At 38.8% G+C, this 16,393-nt stretch carries 14 protein-coding genes; 6 read left to right on the top strand and 8 right to left on the bottom strand.

Annotated elements, in window-relative coordinates; translation table 11 throughout:
• Nucleotides 1–41 precede the first annotated feature (41 nt).
• Nucleotides 42–1,028 (bottom strand): L-glyceraldehyde 3-phosphate reductase, encoded by a 987-nt coding sequence (gene mgrA / locus WFY05_RS06550; protein WP_340111963.1) that lies wholly within the window; start codon nt 1,026–1,028, stop codon nt 42–44.
• A gap of 139 nt (nt 1,029–1,167) precedes the next feature.
• On the opposite strand from mgrA, the gene rbfA reads away from it, so the two are divergent.
• From rbfA to rsgA, 4 genes are all read left to right on the top strand, one after another.
• Nucleotides 1,168–1,512 (top strand): 30S ribosome-binding factor RbfA, encoded by a 345-nt coding sequence (rbfA, locus tag WFY05_RS06545; RefSeq protein ID WP_340111962.1) that lies wholly within the window; start codon nt 1,168–1,170, stop codon nt 1,510–1,512.
• Nucleotides 1,513–1,558: 46 nt separating this feature from the next.
• On the top strand, nt 1,559–2,791 hold the full coding sequence (locus WFY05_RS06540; protein WP_340111961.1) for an ABC transporter permease: 1,233 nt from the start codon (nt 1,559–1,561) through the stop codon (nt 2,789–2,791).
• Between the two features lie 205 nt (nt 2,792–2,996).
• Entirely contained in the window at nt 2,997–4,025 is a 1,029-nt protein-coding gene (gene tdh, locus WFY05_RS06535) for an L-threonine 3-dehydrogenase (RefSeq protein WP_340111960.1), read from the top strand.
• A 130-nt stretch (nt 4,026–4,155) separates the two neighbouring features.
• The gene (rsgA, locus tag WFY05_RS06530; RefSeq protein WP_340111959.1) at nt 4,156–5,106 is read left to right on the top strand and encodes a ribosome small subunit-dependent GTPase A; all 951 of its coding nucleotides are present in this window, start codon (nt 4,156–4,158) and stop codon (nt 5,104–5,106) included.
• Between the two features lie 16 nt (nt 5,107–5,122).
• Here the strand turns inward: rsgA and mnmA are convergent, their stop codons facing one another.
• The 7 genes from mnmA to WFY05_RS06495 are packed head-to-tail and all read right to left on the bottom strand — an operon-like array spanning nt 5,123 to nt 14,547.
• The gene (gene mnmA, locus WFY05_RS06525) at nt 5,123–6,178 is read right to left on the bottom strand and encodes a tRNA 2-thiouridine(34) synthase MnmA (protein ID WP_340111958.1); all 1,056 of its coding nucleotides are present in this window, start codon (nt 6,176–6,178) and stop codon (nt 5,123–5,125) included.
• Nucleotides 6,171–7,991, bottom strand: a complete 1,821-nt coding sequence (gene uvrC, locus WFY05_RS06520; RefSeq protein ID WP_340111957.1) for an excinuclease ABC subunit UvrC — start codon at nt 7,989–7,991, stop codon at nt 6,171–6,173. Before uvrC ends, mnmA begins: the two co-directional genes overlap by 8 nt.
• Before the next feature lie 3 nt (nt 7,992–7,994).
• Nucleotides 7,995–8,516, bottom strand: a complete 522-nt coding sequence (locus WFY05_RS06515) for an adenine phosphoribosyltransferase (RefSeq protein WP_340111956.1) — start codon at nt 8,514–8,516, stop codon at nt 7,995–7,997.
• 25 nt (nt 8,517–8,541) lie between these two features.
• On the bottom strand, nt 8,542–10,422 hold the full coding sequence (mnmG, locus tag WFY05_RS06510; protein WP_340111955.1) for a tRNA uridine-5-carboxymethylaminomethyl(34) synthesis enzyme MnmG: 1,881 nt from the start codon (nt 10,420–10,422) through the stop codon (nt 8,542–8,544).
• The gene (gene ybeY / locus WFY05_RS06505) at nt 10,419–10,856 is read right to left on the bottom strand and encodes an rRNA maturation RNase YbeY (RefSeq protein ID WP_340111954.1); all 438 of its coding nucleotides are present in this window, start codon (nt 10,854–10,856) and stop codon (nt 10,419–10,421) included. Before ybeY ends, mnmG begins: the two co-directional genes overlap by 4 nt.
• Complete coding sequence (locus tag WFY05_RS06500; protein ID WP_340111953.1) at nt 10,853–11,236, bottom strand: ATP-binding protein; 384 nt, start codon at nt 11,234–11,236, stop codon at nt 10,853–10,855. Before WFY05_RS06500 ends, ybeY begins: the two co-directional genes overlap by 4 nt.
• Nucleotides 11,237–11,259: 23 nt before the next feature.
• Nucleotides 11,260–14,547, bottom strand: a complete 3,288-nt coding sequence (locus WFY05_RS06495) for a DUF4175 family protein (RefSeq protein ID WP_340111952.1) — start codon at nt 14,545–14,547, stop codon at nt 11,260–11,262.
• A gap of 434 nt (nt 14,548–14,981) precedes the next feature.
• On the opposite strand from WFY05_RS06495, the gene WFY05_RS06490 reads away from it, so the two are divergent.
• Together WFY05_RS06490 and ruvB are read left to right on the top strand one after the other, a co-directional pair.
• Nucleotides 14,982–15,353, top strand: a complete 372-nt coding sequence (locus WFY05_RS06490; protein WP_340111951.1) for a response regulator — start codon at nt 14,982–14,984, stop codon at nt 15,351–15,353.
• 2 nt (nt 15,354–15,355) lie between these two features.
• Nucleotides 15,356–16,378, top strand: a complete 1,023-nt coding sequence (gene ruvB, locus WFY05_RS06485) for a Holliday junction branch migration DNA helicase RuvB (protein WP_340111949.1) — start codon at nt 15,356–15,358, stop codon at nt 16,376–16,378.
• Nucleotides 16,379–16,393 lie beyond the last annotated feature (15 nt).

Raw genomic sequence — 16,393 nt, 5'->3', positions numbered from 1 at the left:
TGCCCTTTGGCAAGCTTTTTTTATGTCTGTTAATTTCAATTTTAAGCTTTAAGCACTTCTTCAATCATCGTTAATTCTTCCTCGAAAAACGCCAGTTTATTCAGTGCCTCTACGTTTTGTTCGATCTGTTTTGCCGAACTCGCTCCAATTAAAACCGAAGTAATTCGTTTATCGCGCAATACCCACGACAGCGCCATTTGGGCCAACGATTGCCCGCGCTGCATAGCAATTTCATTCAGTTGAACAATCTTTCCATGTGCCAAATCAACATGTTCTTTCTTGAGGAAAACTTCACGTGCTGCTCTCGATCCTTCGGGAATACCGTCGATGTATTTATTGGTTAGCAAGCCCTGCGCGAGTGGCGAAAACGGAATACAACCAATTCCTTCCTGTTCCAATACATCAAGTAATTCATCTTCTACCCAGCGCTCAAACATCGAATACCTGAGTTGATGGATTAAACAAGGAGTGCCCAGTTCACGCAGAATTTTCGCGGCTTCGCGGGCCATATCAGCCGGATAATTTGAAATACCAACATAAAGAGCTTTTCCCGATCGAACAGCGCGGTCGAGCGCCATCATGGTTTCTTCAAGCGGCGTATCCGGATCTGGTCGGTGCGAATAAAAGATATCGACATATTCAAGCCCCATCCGTTTTAAACTCTGGTCGAGGCTGGCCAGCACATACTTTCTGCTTCCCCACTCGCCATAAGGTCCGGGCCACATCAGGTAACCAGCTTTCGACGAAATGATCAGTTCGTCGCGATAAGCCTTAAAATCTTGCTTCAAAATTTTGCCAAAATTCTCTTCAGCCGATCCCGGAGGAGGACCATAATTATTCGCCAGATCAAAGTGTGTGATTCCCAGATCGAAAGCTCGGTGCAACATTGCCCGGCCATTTTCGAATACATCTATTCCTCCGAAATTGTGCCATAAACCCAGCGAAACAGCAGACAGTTTTAAGCCCCATTTTCCGCATCGGTTATATTTCATGGTATCATAACGACGATCGTCAGCTAAATATGTCATAAATTGTGTTTTATTGTTGATTTAAAGGTAATAATTTTGAGGTTGTTCACAGAATACCGCGGCATTCAACCAAGGCTAGAGGTAAATAAATTCCGGTATTCGGCATTTTAAATTAATTTTGAACCAATAAAATACAATTATGGAACAATACAGCACCCGGCAAAATAAAATTGCCCGCCTGATCCAGCGCGAAATGGCCGATATTCTTTTAAAGCTGAATAAATCCCGTTTTTCAGGAAAACTGATCAGTGTAACCGTTGTGCGTGTAACAAAAGATATGGGAATAGCACGTGTTTATCTTAGTGTCTTTCCCTCAGAATTTGCACAGGAAATACTTGAAGATATACGTATACATAGCAGCCAGTTACGAGGTGATTTGGGTCGAAAACTGGGCAAAAGTCTTCGGGTAATTCCGGAACTGGAGTTTTACATCGATGACAGCCTGGACTACATCGACAACATTGATAAACTGCTCGATTCCTGAACCAATAATATGCGAACTTAAACGTTCGATTACAAAAACTCTTCGGGTGAATTTACCGTTTTATATTGCCAAGCGATACCTCGTTTCAAAAAAGAAACAGAACATTATTAATATCATTTCAGGTATTTCCATGGCCGGCATTATCGTCGGAACCATGGCCATCATTATTATCGTATCGGTAATGAACGGTTTCACACAACTGATCGGTGTTTTTTACAGCGATTTCGATCCCGATTTGAAAATCACTCCGGTTGAAGGTAAAATGTTTGATCCCTCAACAATTAACACCAATGCCATCAGGGATTTGACTGAAGTAGTACAATATGCCGAAGTAATTGAAGAAGTGGCCATGCTGAAATACGGAAAACAGCAATACCCGGCTACTGTAAAGGGAGTACCGCCAAATTACCCGGAATATACCAATATTAATAAGCTGCTTATTGAAGGAAGTTATTACCTCGAAAAAGACGGGATTGATTATGCCGTTGTTGGCCGGGGAGTAGCCAATTACCTCGGAGTTGGTGTATCATTTCTTGAACCGATCAACGTGTACGTGCCTAAAAAAGGCCGTCAACTATCATTAAATCCTTCGCGTTCAATCAACTACGATTATCTCTACCCTTCTGCAGTTTTTGCAGTACTGGAAGATATTGACGCCAAATTCATCCTGGTTTCTGATGCCTTTGCTTCCGAACTATTCGAGTCAGGAAATAATATATCAGCAATTGAATTGGATATTCAGAATAACGCAGATATTGATGACGTTCAGAATAAAATTCAATCGATTGTTGGTGAAAAGTTTCACGTGAAAAACAAGGAACAACAACACGACCTGATATTCAGAACCATGAAGTCGGAAAAATGGGCTGTTTATTTTATCCTGGTTTTTATTTTACTGCTGGCGTCAGGAAACATGATCGGTAACCTTACCATGCTTTATATCGACAAAAAAAAGGATGTTTCCATTCTGCTTAGCATGGGGATGGCGAAAGATAAAATCAATCGTATCTTCTTGTACGAAGGTTGGCTGATTTCCTTTATTGGCGGTCTTATTGGAACTGTTTTGGGTGTGCTGATTTGCTGGTTACAAATTCGTTTTGCCTTAATGAAATTGCCGGGTGCAAACGACTCGTTCGTAATTTCAGCGTATCCCGTACAAATTCTGCTTCCCGATATTTTTCTGGCATTTGTCGCCGTTCTGAGCGTTGGTTTTCTGGCCTCGTGGTACCCGGTAAAATTTATGTCGCCAAAACATTTAAATCCATCAGATATTAATTAGCTGATTTTCCTTAGATTTTCACGGACAGTTTTATCTTATATTAGCACCGAAGAATCATGTGTTATTTTAAAATCTTCTTTGGAAAATGAAACGAACATGAATTTTTATCGTTCCAATTAGCCACATTAGAACGATTAAAATTTATGTGGATTCGTGAATGTAATTTCATCAGTAGACGGATGAACATAACAAGAAAATTGAACAGATGAAAGCAATCGTAAAAAGTAAACCGGAGAGAGGACTATGGATGGAAGATATTCCTGTTCCAAAACCGGGCCCCAATGATATTCTCCTTCAGGTTAAAAAGGCGGCCGTTTGCGGAACTGATCTTCACATTTATAAATGGGATGAATGGGCGCAAAAAACCATAAAAACACCGGTAACTATCGGGCACGAATACATGGGATATGTTGTGGAAGTAGGCTCTGAAGTTGAACGCGTAAAAGTGGGTGAACGCGTAACCGTTGAAGGTCATATTTCGTGTGGTTTTTGCAGAAACTGCAGGCGTGGACGACAACACATTTGCGACAATACCATTGGAATTGGGGTTCAACGCGATGGAGGATTTGCTGAATACATCTCTGTTCCGGCGAAAAACGTGTTGCATGTAGATGAGCGTATTTCGGACGAAATGATGGCCATTATGGATCCGCTGGGTAATGCTGCTCATACTGCTTTATCTTTCCCGCTTTTAGGCGAAGACGTTTTGATTACAGGTATTGGTGGCCCGATTGGTGCTATGGCTGCAGCCATTTGTAAATTTGCAGGTGCACGAAATATCATTGGTACCGATTTGAGCAAATACCGTCGCGATATGGCCCGAAAAATGGGGGCTACGCGCGTAATCGATCCAACCAAAGAAAGCATTGATGAAGCCATGAAAGTGCATCACATGATCAGTGGTTTCGATATCGGTTTGGAATGCTCGGGATCGCCAGTGGCCTTTAACGACATGGTAAATCATATGTACAACGGCGGAAAGATCAGCCTGCTTGGTTTGCTGCCTGATAAAACACAAATCAACTGGAGTAAACTGATATTTAAAGGGCTGACGCTTAAAGGAATTTATGGCCGTGAGATGTACGAAACCTGGTACCACATGGAAATGATGTTGACATCGGGGCTTGATATTACGCCAATTATCACGCATCGCTTTAAGGCTGAAAATTTTCAGAAAGCCTTTGATATTATGGAAACCGGCGAAAGTGGTAAGATCATTTTAGAGTGGGATTAAGATTTGTTCCACGTGAAAAATAAAAATTGATTGTTAATTCGATCGAAGGGTTTCATGCAGAGTGAAACCCTTTTTCAGTTATTTTAATTCGATTACGTATATTGCAACAGGTAATTTAAATATGTAGCTATTGAAAGAAGGCCTGGTCATAAAATCCACCGGAAGCTGGTACACCGTGGAAGACGAAAACGGCGATACTTTTGAATGTAAGATCAAAGGTAAATTCCGCATAAAGGGTATTAAGAATACAAATCCTGTTGCGGTTGGCGATCGTGTAGGTTTTACATTACAAAACGTATCTGCCGACGAAAAAGAGGCGCAGGTTGGCCTGATTACTACCATTTCAGAACGAAAAAACTACATCATCCGGCGTTCCATAAACCTGTCGAAACAAGCCCATATTATTGCAGCTAACATCGATCAGGCAGTGCTGGTTGCTACCTTGAATTACCCGGTTACCACAACCACTTTTATCGACCGTTTCCTGGCTTCTGCCGAGGCTTACCGCATTCCGGTGCTGATTGTTTTTAACAAAGTCGATCGTTACGACAAAGGACAAATGGCACAATTGACCGAAATAAAAGAGTTGTACGAAAATATTGGTTACAAGTGTTTGCTTACTTCCGCCAAAAAGGGAATTGGAATGGACGAGTTGAAAATTGCTCTAACTCATAAAACAAATGTTGTAAACGGGCACAGCGGAGTTGGAAAGTCAACGCTCATCAATATTCTTCAACCGGGATTAAATCTGAAAACGATGGAAATTTCAGATTCACATAAAACAGGAAAACACACAACTACCTATTCGCAACTTTTTAAACTCGATTTTGGCGGTTACATTATCGACACTCCGGGGATAAAAGCATTTGGTGTTCTGGAAATGGAGCCCTGGGAGATTTCTCACTATTTTGTCGAAATTTTTAAGATCTCGGGAAAATGCCAGTACAACAATTGTTCGCACACTCACGAACCGGGTTGTGCTGTAAAAGTTGCTGTCGAAAATGGTGAAATTGCAGCTTCGCGTTTTATCAGTTATTTGGGCTTACTGGAAAGTGATGACAAATATCGACCGGCTTTTTAAATTCGATCGATAAAATCTATTCCGACGATTCTATAAATCCTCCCCCCACCAATCTGTCGCCATCATAAAAAACGGCAGTTTGTCCCGGCGAAATCATGGCCTCAGATTCTAGTAATTCGACCTCAGCCCTTGTCTCATTTAAAATATGCAATTTACAGGGGGTTTCCTGAAGCCGGTATCGCACTTTTACAATCCATGTTTTATTAACGGTAAATACTTCTTTATCAATAAAATAGTAGTTTATAATACTGATCTTATTTCGGTACAAATCCTCGTATTTCGACAACACGATTTCATTGTCATCTAGACGAATTTCGGACACAAAAACAGGAAAATTGAGGTTTAAGCCTAATCCACGACGTTGACCGATGGTATAATTTGTAATTCCCTTATGGCGTCCTAAAATCTCACCATTATGATAAATATAATTACCGGGCTCAGATTTAATTCCTTTTTTTTCGAGAAAATTTCGGTAGTTATTTCCTTCAATAAAACATACACCAAGGCTATCTTTTTTTTCCGATAACTGTTCAAATCCATTTTCTTTGGCGAGGCTTCGAATTTCATTTTTTTTGAATTCTCCAAGTGGGAATAATAGACGATCAACTATATTTCTTTTTAATCCCCACAAGAAAAAGGTCTGATCTTTATCCTCATCATCACCTTGAAAAAGGTATTTTTTGCCTTTATACATTCCGGTTTTTACATAATGACCTGTGGCAATGTATTCGCAATTTTCCTTATCTGCCAACTCCATCAGGTACTTAAACTTCATCTCCGGATTACAATAAGCGCAGGGAAAAGGAGTCCTGCCCTTCAGGTATTCATCGATAAAATACCGTACGACTTTCTCCTCAAATTCTTCTCTTAAATCTGCAACAATGTGTTTAATCTGTAGTTTATTTGCGAGTTGTTCGGCATCATCAATAAAATGGTGATTATGATCGTCTGCCTCACTAAAAAGAAAGGTGACTCCAAGCACTTCATAGCCTTGCTTCTGGAGAAGTAAAGCTGCCATCGAACTGTCAACTCCTCCACTCATTCCGAGCAAAACCCTTTGTTTTTTACTCATCCTTATTAAAATGATTGAACACCGTTTTGGCCTTTGCCTTTCCGATTACTTCAGCAAGTTTATCTTCCTGTTGCCCTTTAATATTTTTCACCGATTTAAATTCGCGCAACAACTTTTCCAGGGTTTTTTCTCCTACTCCTTCAATCGATGTCAATTCAGATCTTATAAAATCGCCGGATCGTTTATTCCGATGAAAAGTAATTCCAAAACGATGCGCTTCGTCCCTCAGTTGCTGAATAACTTTTAGCGATTCCGAGTTTTTATTGATATAAATAGGGACAGAATCACCGGGAAAATAAATCTCTTCGAGCCTTTTTGCAATACCAATAATTGTAATTGTTCCCCTCAAATTTAACTTTTGCAAAGCCTTTACGGCTGCGCTCAGTTGTCCTTTTCCGCCATCGATAACAATCAACTGAGGAAGCGGTTTTTCTTCGTCCTTTAACCGTTTATAGCGCCGATAAACCACTTCTTCCATTGATGCAAAATCGTTTGGGCCTTCAACGGTTTTGATATTAAAATGCCGATACTCGCGTTTTAGCGGTTTTGCATTTTTAAATACCACACAGGCTGCTACCGGATTTGATCCTAGCAGGTTACTATTATCGAAACATTCAATCCTGACAGGTAATTCTTTTAACTGGAGATCCTTTTTTATGGTACTTAGAATGCGTTCAGTTCTTTCTTGAGGATTTTTAATAGCGTTTTGCTTCTCTTTTTCCAATTTGAAATACTTGGCATTTCGTTGCGAAAGATCCAGTAATTGCTTCTTTTCACCCCGCTGTGGGACTTTGAAAGTTACGTCTTCAATCACATTTTTAATTCTGAACGACACCAGAATTTCTTTAGCATTACTAAAAATCTTCTGCCTGATATCAACGATACCGGCCAGCAAAAGTTCTTCTTTGGTTTCATCCAATCCTTTCTTGATCTCGAGAGTGAAGGTCTGAATTATCGCCCCTTTAATAATCTTCAGATAATTGATAAAAGCAAACTTTTCATTTTCATCAAACGAATACACATCGACATCTGTAATCACCGGCGACACAACGGTTGACCGGCTCTGATACCGTTTTAAGGAATCGTATTTTTCTTTGATTTTACTGGCCTCTTCAAACTCCATACTCGCAGATTTTTCCGCCATTAAATCCTCTAAATGCTTGATAACACCTGCCACGTTTCCTTTTAAAATATTGGTAATATCGCAGATTCCCTGGTCATACTTTTCTTTGGAGATAAGCCCCTCACAAGGCCCTTCGCAGTTCCCAATATGATATTCCAAACACACCTTAAACCTCCCCTTGTTTATATTTTCATCGGTTAATTTGTAGTTACAATTCCTGAGTTTATATTCTTTTTTAAATATGTCCAAAAGCGTTTGAACCGTATAAAATGAGGTATAAGGCCCAAAATATTTGGATCCATCCTTAATGAGATTTCGTGTTTTGAATACACGCGGGAATGTTTCGTTTTTTATACAAATCCAGGGATAGCTTTTATCATCTTTTAGCCGAATATTGTAACGTGGCTGGTATTTTTTTATGAGGTTGTTCTCCAACAACAAAGCATCCTGCTCACTAGTTACAACCATGTGTTTTATGTCGGCAATATTCCTTACCAACAAGGCGGTTTTTCGATGTTCGTGCTGTTTTGAAAAATAAGAAGAAACCCGTTTTTTTAGATTCTTGGCTTTACCAATATAAATGATGGTATTTGAATCGTCGAAAAACTGATAAATACCGGGCTGGTGAGGCAACACCGCTATCAATGATTTTAAATAATCGAGCTTGCTATTTACGGTCGTATACTTCACCAATTAATTGTATTTCACCAGAACGTGCGGATCGTATGTTTTTATAAGCTGCTTATTCGGTGTATCAATAAATTCGAGGTCGCAAATAAAACTAAAAAACACTTTTTTTGCACCGCATTTTTGAGCCAGCTTTAAGGCAGCAAGAGCGGTTCCACCGGTGGCCAGTAAATCATCATGAATTAACACCACATCATTATCAGAAATAGCATCGGCGTGCATTTCCACCACGTCATTCCCATACTCCAATTCATATTCTTCACGGATAATATTAAAAGGCAATTTTCCCTGCTTTCGTACAGGAACAAATCCGGCTTCGAGATAATTGGCAATTGCACCACCAAAGACAAAACCACGTGCTTCCAACCCAATCACTTTTGTAATTCCTTTTTGTTTGAATTCCTCACCTATGGTTTGCGTTACAAATTTCACCGCATATTTATTCTGAAAAAGCGTAGTGATATCTTTGAAACTGATTCCCTTTTTAGGGTAGTCGGGAATTTCTCTGATTTCTTTTTTTAAGTCCATTTTATTAATTGTTCCACGTGAAACATTAGCGTCCCATCATCACCAAAAGCACATTTATATCAGAAGGCGAAACTCCAGGAATGCGTTTTGCCTGACCAATGGTTTTAGGTTGTATGTTTGTTAGTTTTTGACGAGCTTCTGTCGAGATCGATTTAATCTGTTCATAATTAAATTTATTTTCAATTTTGATCTCGTCATACTTGCCTAACTTTTCTGCCAAACTTTGTTCCCGGTTAATGTAACCTTCGTATTTTATTGCAATTTCTGCTCCTTGTATAATTTCTGTTTTACGTTCTTCGGGCACTTTATCTAGAAAATTTTTGAAAGGAGTAATGACATCTATTAAATCGAAAATAGTAATTTGTGGGCGTAATATTATGTCAATTAGCTTAACGCCTTGTTTGAGTTCTGTTGTTCCCTTTCTAACGAGTAATTCATTGACAAATTTTGGTTTTACAGAGAAATCACGAGTGTAGGAAATGATCTCTTTTATCAGTTCATATTTTTCAGTCAACAGTTTCATGCGTTGTTCAGAAGCCAATCCCAACTTGAAAGATTTTTCAGTTAGTCTGAAATCCGCATTATCCTGGCGTAAGAGAATTCTAAATTCAGCACGGCTCGTAAACATCCGGTAGGGTTCATCCACGCCCTTTGTTACGAGGTCGTCAATAAGAACTCCAATGTAAGCTTCATTGCGTTGAAGTATAAAGCTCTCACCTGATTCTGAAGCCTTTAAGTGCGCATTAATTCCGGCCATAATACCCTGTGCACCAGCCTCTTCATAACCAGTTGTTCCATTAATCTGACCGGCAAAAAATAAGTTTTTAATAAACTTTGTTTCCAGTGTATGGTACAACTGTGTTGGTTCAAAATAGTCGTATTCAATGGCATATCCGGGTCTGAAAATTTTTGCGTTTTCCAGTCCTGATATCTTATGCAAACCTTTTAGTTGAACATCCCACGGCAAAGAAGAGGAGAAACCGTTGAGGTAAAATTCAATGGTATTTTCACCTTCGGGTTCAAGAAACAGCTGGTGTTTCTCTTTCTCTGCAAATGTCACCAGTTTTGATTCAATACTCGGGCAATATCTTGGTCCGGCAGCCTGGATGGTTCCATCGAACATCGGAGAAACATCAAATCCTTTTTCAAGCTCGGAATGAACGTCTTTGCTCGTATGTGTAATCCAGCACGAACGTTTTTTTAATTGTGATTCGGTTCCGGGTAAATAAGAAAACATAGCAGATTCTCCATCGCCTTCCTGTTCAGTTAACTTGCTGAAATCAATGGTTCTGCCATCAATTCTTACAGGAGTACCCGTTTTAAGGCGGCCGGTTTTAAAACCATGATCGAAAAGTTGTTCAGTAATGTTATAAGCGGCTGCCTCACCAATTCGTCCTCCTTTCATTTTGGCAGAACCGATGTGCATCAAGCCGTTTAAAAAAGTACCATTTGTAAGGATAACAGTATTCGATTCGAATTCAATACCAATTTTGGTACGAACACCTTTAACCTTTTTATCTTCTATAATTAAGGAGATAACAGCGTCCTGCCAAAGATCCAGATTATCAGTTTTTTCAAGAATATGCCGCCATTCCTCGGTAAATCTAAAGCGATCGTTCTGTGAACGCGGACTCCACATTGCCGGTCCCTTTGACCGGTTTAACATCCTGAACTGAATAGTGGTCTTATCTGCAATTATACCGGAATATCCGCCTAAAGCATCAATTTCGCGAACGATTTGTCCTTTCGCAATTCCTCCCATGGCCGGGTTACACGACATCTGCCCGTACTTTGTCATATCCATGGTGATCAACAAAGTTTTTGAGCCTAAATTAGCCGCTGCGGCAGCTGCTTCGCAACCTGCGTGTCCGCCTCCTACTACAATAACATCATAAAATGGCATCATGATTCCAATCCCCCAAAATCAACTTCACTTAAATAATAATTTTCCTTCTCTCTCATCACTTTTTGTTCTTCATCCGTTTTATCATTATAGCCAACCAAGTGTAAAGTACCATGAAAAACAACTCTGTAAAGCTCTTTTAAGGTGGAAATACCGAATTTATCGGCATTTTCTTTTACACGGTCCAGACTTATGAATAAATCGCCTGAAATCGCCTCTCCTTCAACATAATCGAAGGTTATTATATCAGTATAATAATCGTGATCAAGGTATTCTTTGTTCATTTCGAGCAAATATTTATCGGAACAAAAAATAACCGTCAAATCGCCAATTTGTTTTAACTCATTTTTAATCAATGAATTAAGATGCAAAAGTAATATTTTTTCGTGAATTTGAACAGCTTGAAGGTCTTCGAAGAAAAATTCGATGGAATTCATGAACAGTTTATTTGAAAATGCAGACTATTGGTTTCCTCGTTAAATTCTATCACATCAGAAATGGATCTAATGATATGAATTCCCCTTCCCGATTCATTTAAAATGTTGTCGCGTTGCGTTGGGTCCGGAATTTTCGAGATGTCAAAACCTTTACCTTCGTCGCTCACCATCACTTCAACCGTTTTTTGCTGACAATTGATATGAACTTCTATTTGTTTATGTGCAACCTTTTTATTGCCATGTATAATGGAATTATTCACCGCTTCTGATACACATAAAAATACCTTGTTGAAACATGAGTCAGGAAGTTGATGATAGACAAATATTTCTTTTAAAAACTGCTCTACTTTATTAATTTCCTTCAGTTCTGATTTTATCATCAATTTATGATTCGGAGCTACTTTCACTGTTTGGTTCGAATATTATTTAAATATTGTTTGTACTTCAGATTGTAGAAATTATTCAGTTTGTGTGCATTTTTATTTAAATACTCTATCGAATAGTTTTCTTTCTCTTTATACTCAAAAAACTCAACAGGGTTACTGTAGAAGTCTTCCGCACTCTCCGATTCACGCTTTTGATCGAACTCGCGTTCCATTTCGGCTTTTTCAGCTTCCAACAAACGTGTAGTAATTAAATGCTGGCGTTTCAGCGTTTCAGCATTGATTTGTTTGCTCATTAACTCCCTCCGGTTCTCCTCCAGCATCTGGTCAATTTGTTGCAAGGCATTTCGAGCATCGCTGCCAACACTTCCGTTGTTCATCATGTCGCGAAGCATTTGTTGCATCATTTCGTGCTGCATCAGGCTTTGTCCGAGTTGCTGACTCATCCCCTGATTATTTCCGTTTTTCATTTGCTCTATCATCTTTTCGAGCTGTTTTTGCAGACTTTCCGACGATTCTTTTAAATCCTGCATACCGGAACTACCCTGCCCTCCAGGATTCTCGCACTGCTGATCGCCTGGTTGCGAATTGGCCTGTTGTTTTTCAAGGTTTTCTAGCGCTTCATTGAGCAATAATGCCAGATTATTAGCCGATGTAATAACAAATTGCTGACTGCTTCTGGCCTGAGGAAACAACGCTTCTTCCATTTGCGATGCCGCTTTATCCATGTTTAATTCCATGCTTACCAATTCGTTATTTATTGTACTTGATATCGCAGGTGTTCGTAAAGCCAGAGCATATAATGAATCTTTTACAATTTGACTCTGATCGACAATACGTTTTTGCTCCTGGTTCAGCTTAACCAACATCGGATCTTTTGAATCAACCCCGCTTAAATTACCCAATATATCTTCTTGCGTAAAACTTATATAGATTAGATTGCTCAGTATCTGGCGAAGATTCTGGATATTCTCCATGTTCTGTTCCGATGAATTCATATCCAGCATTTGCTGCATCGCAAATGCCATATTCTTCATTTTCTCCGAAGTTTCTTTCATGCTACTGCCGGATTTTTTTCGGTTCTTTTTGTCCAGGTTTTCCTTACTCTTCTGTATGCTTTCGTCGGTATCTTTAAACTCTTCGCTGAAGTCGTCGAAATTCATCGGTTTTTCCAGCTCCTTATTCATTTCAAGCGCATCCTCAATTTTATTTTGAAGATCATCAAGTTCCTTTTCGTGCTGTTCAACCTGCTCTTTTGCTTCTTCAAAATTCTTTTCCTCACTCACTTCCTGGGCCATTTTTTCTTCTTCTAAGGCCATTTCATTTACCCTGTCGATAACATCCTGCAACTTTTGCTCTACCTTCATTTTTTTGAGCATTTCAATGTTTCGATCCAGTTGCTTTTGAAGATCATCAAAAGTGAGGTCCATATTCTTCGTCAGTTCGTTCAGTTTTTTACTGTCGAATTCCTCCGCCAGTTTATTAAACTCTTCCATCAGTTTCTTCAACTCATCCGTAAAAACTTCCTCAAGCAACTCTTCAATTTGCTTTTGTTTTTCCAGCATTTCCTGATTTTGCTGATCGAAAGAATTCATGTAATTATTCAATCGCTCGTTGTCCTGTTTTATTTGATCGTACATTTTTTCCAACTGCGATTGTTTCTGAACAATATCATTCACCATCTGCGATTTTTCCCAATCCGAAATATTAGTGTCCATATTCTTGAGTTGCAGGTTTTTCATGTCTTTTTGAATTTCGCCTGCCAGTTCGCGGCTTTGTTGCAATTTATTCTCAAGATTTTTAAATTGCTCATTATCAAATGCTTCTAGTTCTTCTTTGTTGGGGAACTGAAACGTAAAACTTTTCGAGGTAGTTGTTTTATAATGATTGATTACATCGTTATCGCTCACCGAGAAATAGTACGAAATCACTCCTTCGGGTTCGGGCAGATCGCTAAAATCAAAACTGTAATAAAACTCCTGATCATTCATCGATCGAACGACAGGAATGCTAACGGCTGAATCTTCGTTGGCAATGTTAAAATGAAATTTCAGCGAAGAAAAACCATAATCGTCACCAATTAAACCTTTAAAAAAGAAGCGGGTAATTTTTGTTGAATCCTGAACTTCGAGCACCTCAATTTCGGGGTACAGATCCGGAATAACTTCTACAAAATACGACAGTGTCAATTCGGGCTCGGTTACTTTGTTTTGGATGTAAACACTGTATTCACTCGATTTGTAAAAAGTCTTTTCAACCGTATAAATTCCATCTTCATTTACCGCATCTAAACGCACCGAATCCTGCAAAATGAGGTACAGCGAATCTACATCTATTCCTGAAAAAGTCCATTTTACTTTGGTTCCGTTGGGAATTTGTAAATCGCCCAGGTTCTCAAAAACCTGATTTTTCAGCGCAGTGTAAACAGGTGGCGTAATTTCACTTTTAAAACTGTTGATCCCGGGTTTTGGTAACAGTTCAAGTCGGTATGCATCTGATTTGTACTTTAAATCGGTAAAATAAAACTGAACAGAATTGATCACCGAAGCCATTTCAAAGGTGTATGTACCTGGCTGGCTGCTTTTCATCAGGTAATTATTACCGTCGATATTAATGTATACGATTTGAGGTAGTTCCTCTCCTTCTGCCGTAGCTTTTATGGTATACGAATCACCTTTTTTTGCCTGAAGATTTTCATTCTGTAAAAAGAAAGTAAACGGCGCAGGCTTTACAAATTGCTGGTTGTAGTGAATAATGCGATGTGTTGAATCGGTAAATAAATGTTTATTGCTTATAAACAATCCGCCGGTAATGAGTGCACTTAATAGGAGATAAACTGAAATAACACGAACCGTGCGGTAACTGATAGCTTCATTAAAATCAAAAACCTTTAATTCTTCTATTTTCTGATCGATACTGGCCAGCACGATCTCGTTTGAAACATCAGAATTTTTATACTCCGACAGTTCAATAATATTGAGTAATTTGTCCTGAATACCCGAAAAATGATTTTGAATAAGCTGCGTTGACGAACGTAAACTTAAAGGTTTTAAAATATTTGCCAGATGCAATAAAGGAACTCCTATAAATCTGATTAATAATAATATAGAAAATATAATGAATCCAAAAAATGCCAGTTTTCGAACTTCCGAAGAGAAATAAACAAAGTATTCTATTAGAGAAAAGGCCGTGAACAACAACAACAATACAACAGTTGTTAAAACCAAACCTTTTAATAAATGGAAAGAATAGTACTTTAGCTTAAAAGCATTGAGCTTATTAACAAGTATGTCGAAATTTTTTGTCATTCTCTTGTTTTCAGGCTTTTAGAAATTAGTACAATGTTAATATTTTGTGCGTTATCTGCTAAAAAAACAAAAATAAACTTTTCAATTTAAGTTTGGACAATTCACAAATTTCTACATATAATAACACAACTCAAACTAATTTGTTATAAATGTAATTATTTGATGCCGATCTTTTAACAGGATTTACACAGGTTTATATCTCGAAAGGCTTATAAACAAAAGAAATTAACAGTTGTTGGTAACAATTAGTATACAATTATTTTACAATGAAGTAAGGTAGAAATGACCTGTTAAAAACGAAGGTTAAAAAGCGTTAATTTCGACTTAAAAATTGGTAGCAAAATCTAATTCACCGTTTTCAACAGGATATAATAAACAATATTAGTTTTTATATTTGTTTTAAAGAATAATATATAATTATAGAATCAGAAGATTTGGACATCCTTTTAGTAGAAGACAATATTTTAAACCAGAAAGTAGTTTCTTTTAACCTGAAAAAGTACAACTATTCGGTTGTTGCTGTTCGCGATGGAGTTGAAGCACTTGCAGCCATTAAAAACAGGAAGTTTGACCTTGTTTTAATGGATCTGATGCTTCCGGGAATGAATGGCTACGAAATTACACAAGAGATCAGGAAATACGAAAAAGAAACAGGCGTTGAAAATGGAGTTCCCATTGTGGCCATAACAGCCAATACATTAGATAACGACCGCGAAAAATGTTTCGAGGCAGGAATGAACGAATATTTACCAAAACCCTTTACAGCTGAGCAGCTGATTGAAAAAATACGGATTTTTATCGATTAGAGATGGATGACAATTTGGACATAAGAGGAGATTCCTACACCGAAACGGATCGTGAGCTCGACAAAAAGTTGCGGCCACTGGAGTTTAAAGATTTTAGGGGGCAGAAACAAATTGTTGAAAACCTGGAAATATTTGTTCAAGCAGCTAAAATGCGCGGCGAATCACTTGATCATGTACTATTGCATGGTCCACCCGGATTGGGAAAAACAACGCTTTCGAATATTATTGCCAACGAACTTGGAGTGGGCATAAAAATAACTTCAGGACCGGTACTTGATAAGCCCGGCGACCTGGCCGGCTTATTAACCAACCTGGAAGAAAGCGATGTACTGTTTATTGATGAAATTCACCGTCTCTCTCCCATTGTTGAAGAATATTTGTATTCGGCAATGGAAGATTTCAGGATTGATATCATGATCGACAAAGGTCCAAGTGCTCGCTCGGTACAGCTCGAACTTAGTCCGTTTACCTTGATTGGAGCTACCACACGCTCGGGTTTGTTAACCTCTCCGCTTCGTGCCCGTTTTGGCATCAATTCGCACCTTGAATATTACGACGCAGATGTGCTTACCCAAATTGTAAAACGCTCGGCGGGTATTTTAAATGTGCTTATTACCGATGATGCTGCAGGCGAAATAGCGCTCAGAAGCCGTGGAACGCCCCGTATCGTCAATTCTTTGCTTCGTAGGGTTCGTGACTTTGCCCAGGTAAAAGGCGATGGAAATATCGATATTAAAATTACGCGTCACGCGCTTGCGGCATTAAACATCGATAAACATGGTTTGGATGAAATGGATAACCGGATTTTAACCTCAATCATCGATAAATTTAAAGGCGGCCCCGTTGGATTAACCACCATTGCTACTGCAGTTGGCGAAGATGCCGGCACTATTGAAGAAGTGTATGAACCATTTCTGATAAAAGAAGGTTTTATTAAGCGAACGCCGCGTGGACGTGAAGCTACAGAATTGGCATACAAACACTTAGGGCGTGTTAATTTTGGTGGCTCTCCTACCCTTTTTTGAAATAACCTGATTAAA

The sequence above is a fragment of the Maribellus mangrovi genome (genome assembly GCF_037646455.1).
In the GTDB taxonomy this organism is placed as follows: Bacteria; Bacteroidota; Bacteroidia; order Bacteroidales; family Prolixibacteraceae; genus Draconibacterium; species Draconibacterium mangrovi_A.
This window is presented reverse-complemented; position numbering and strand designations above follow the sequence as displayed.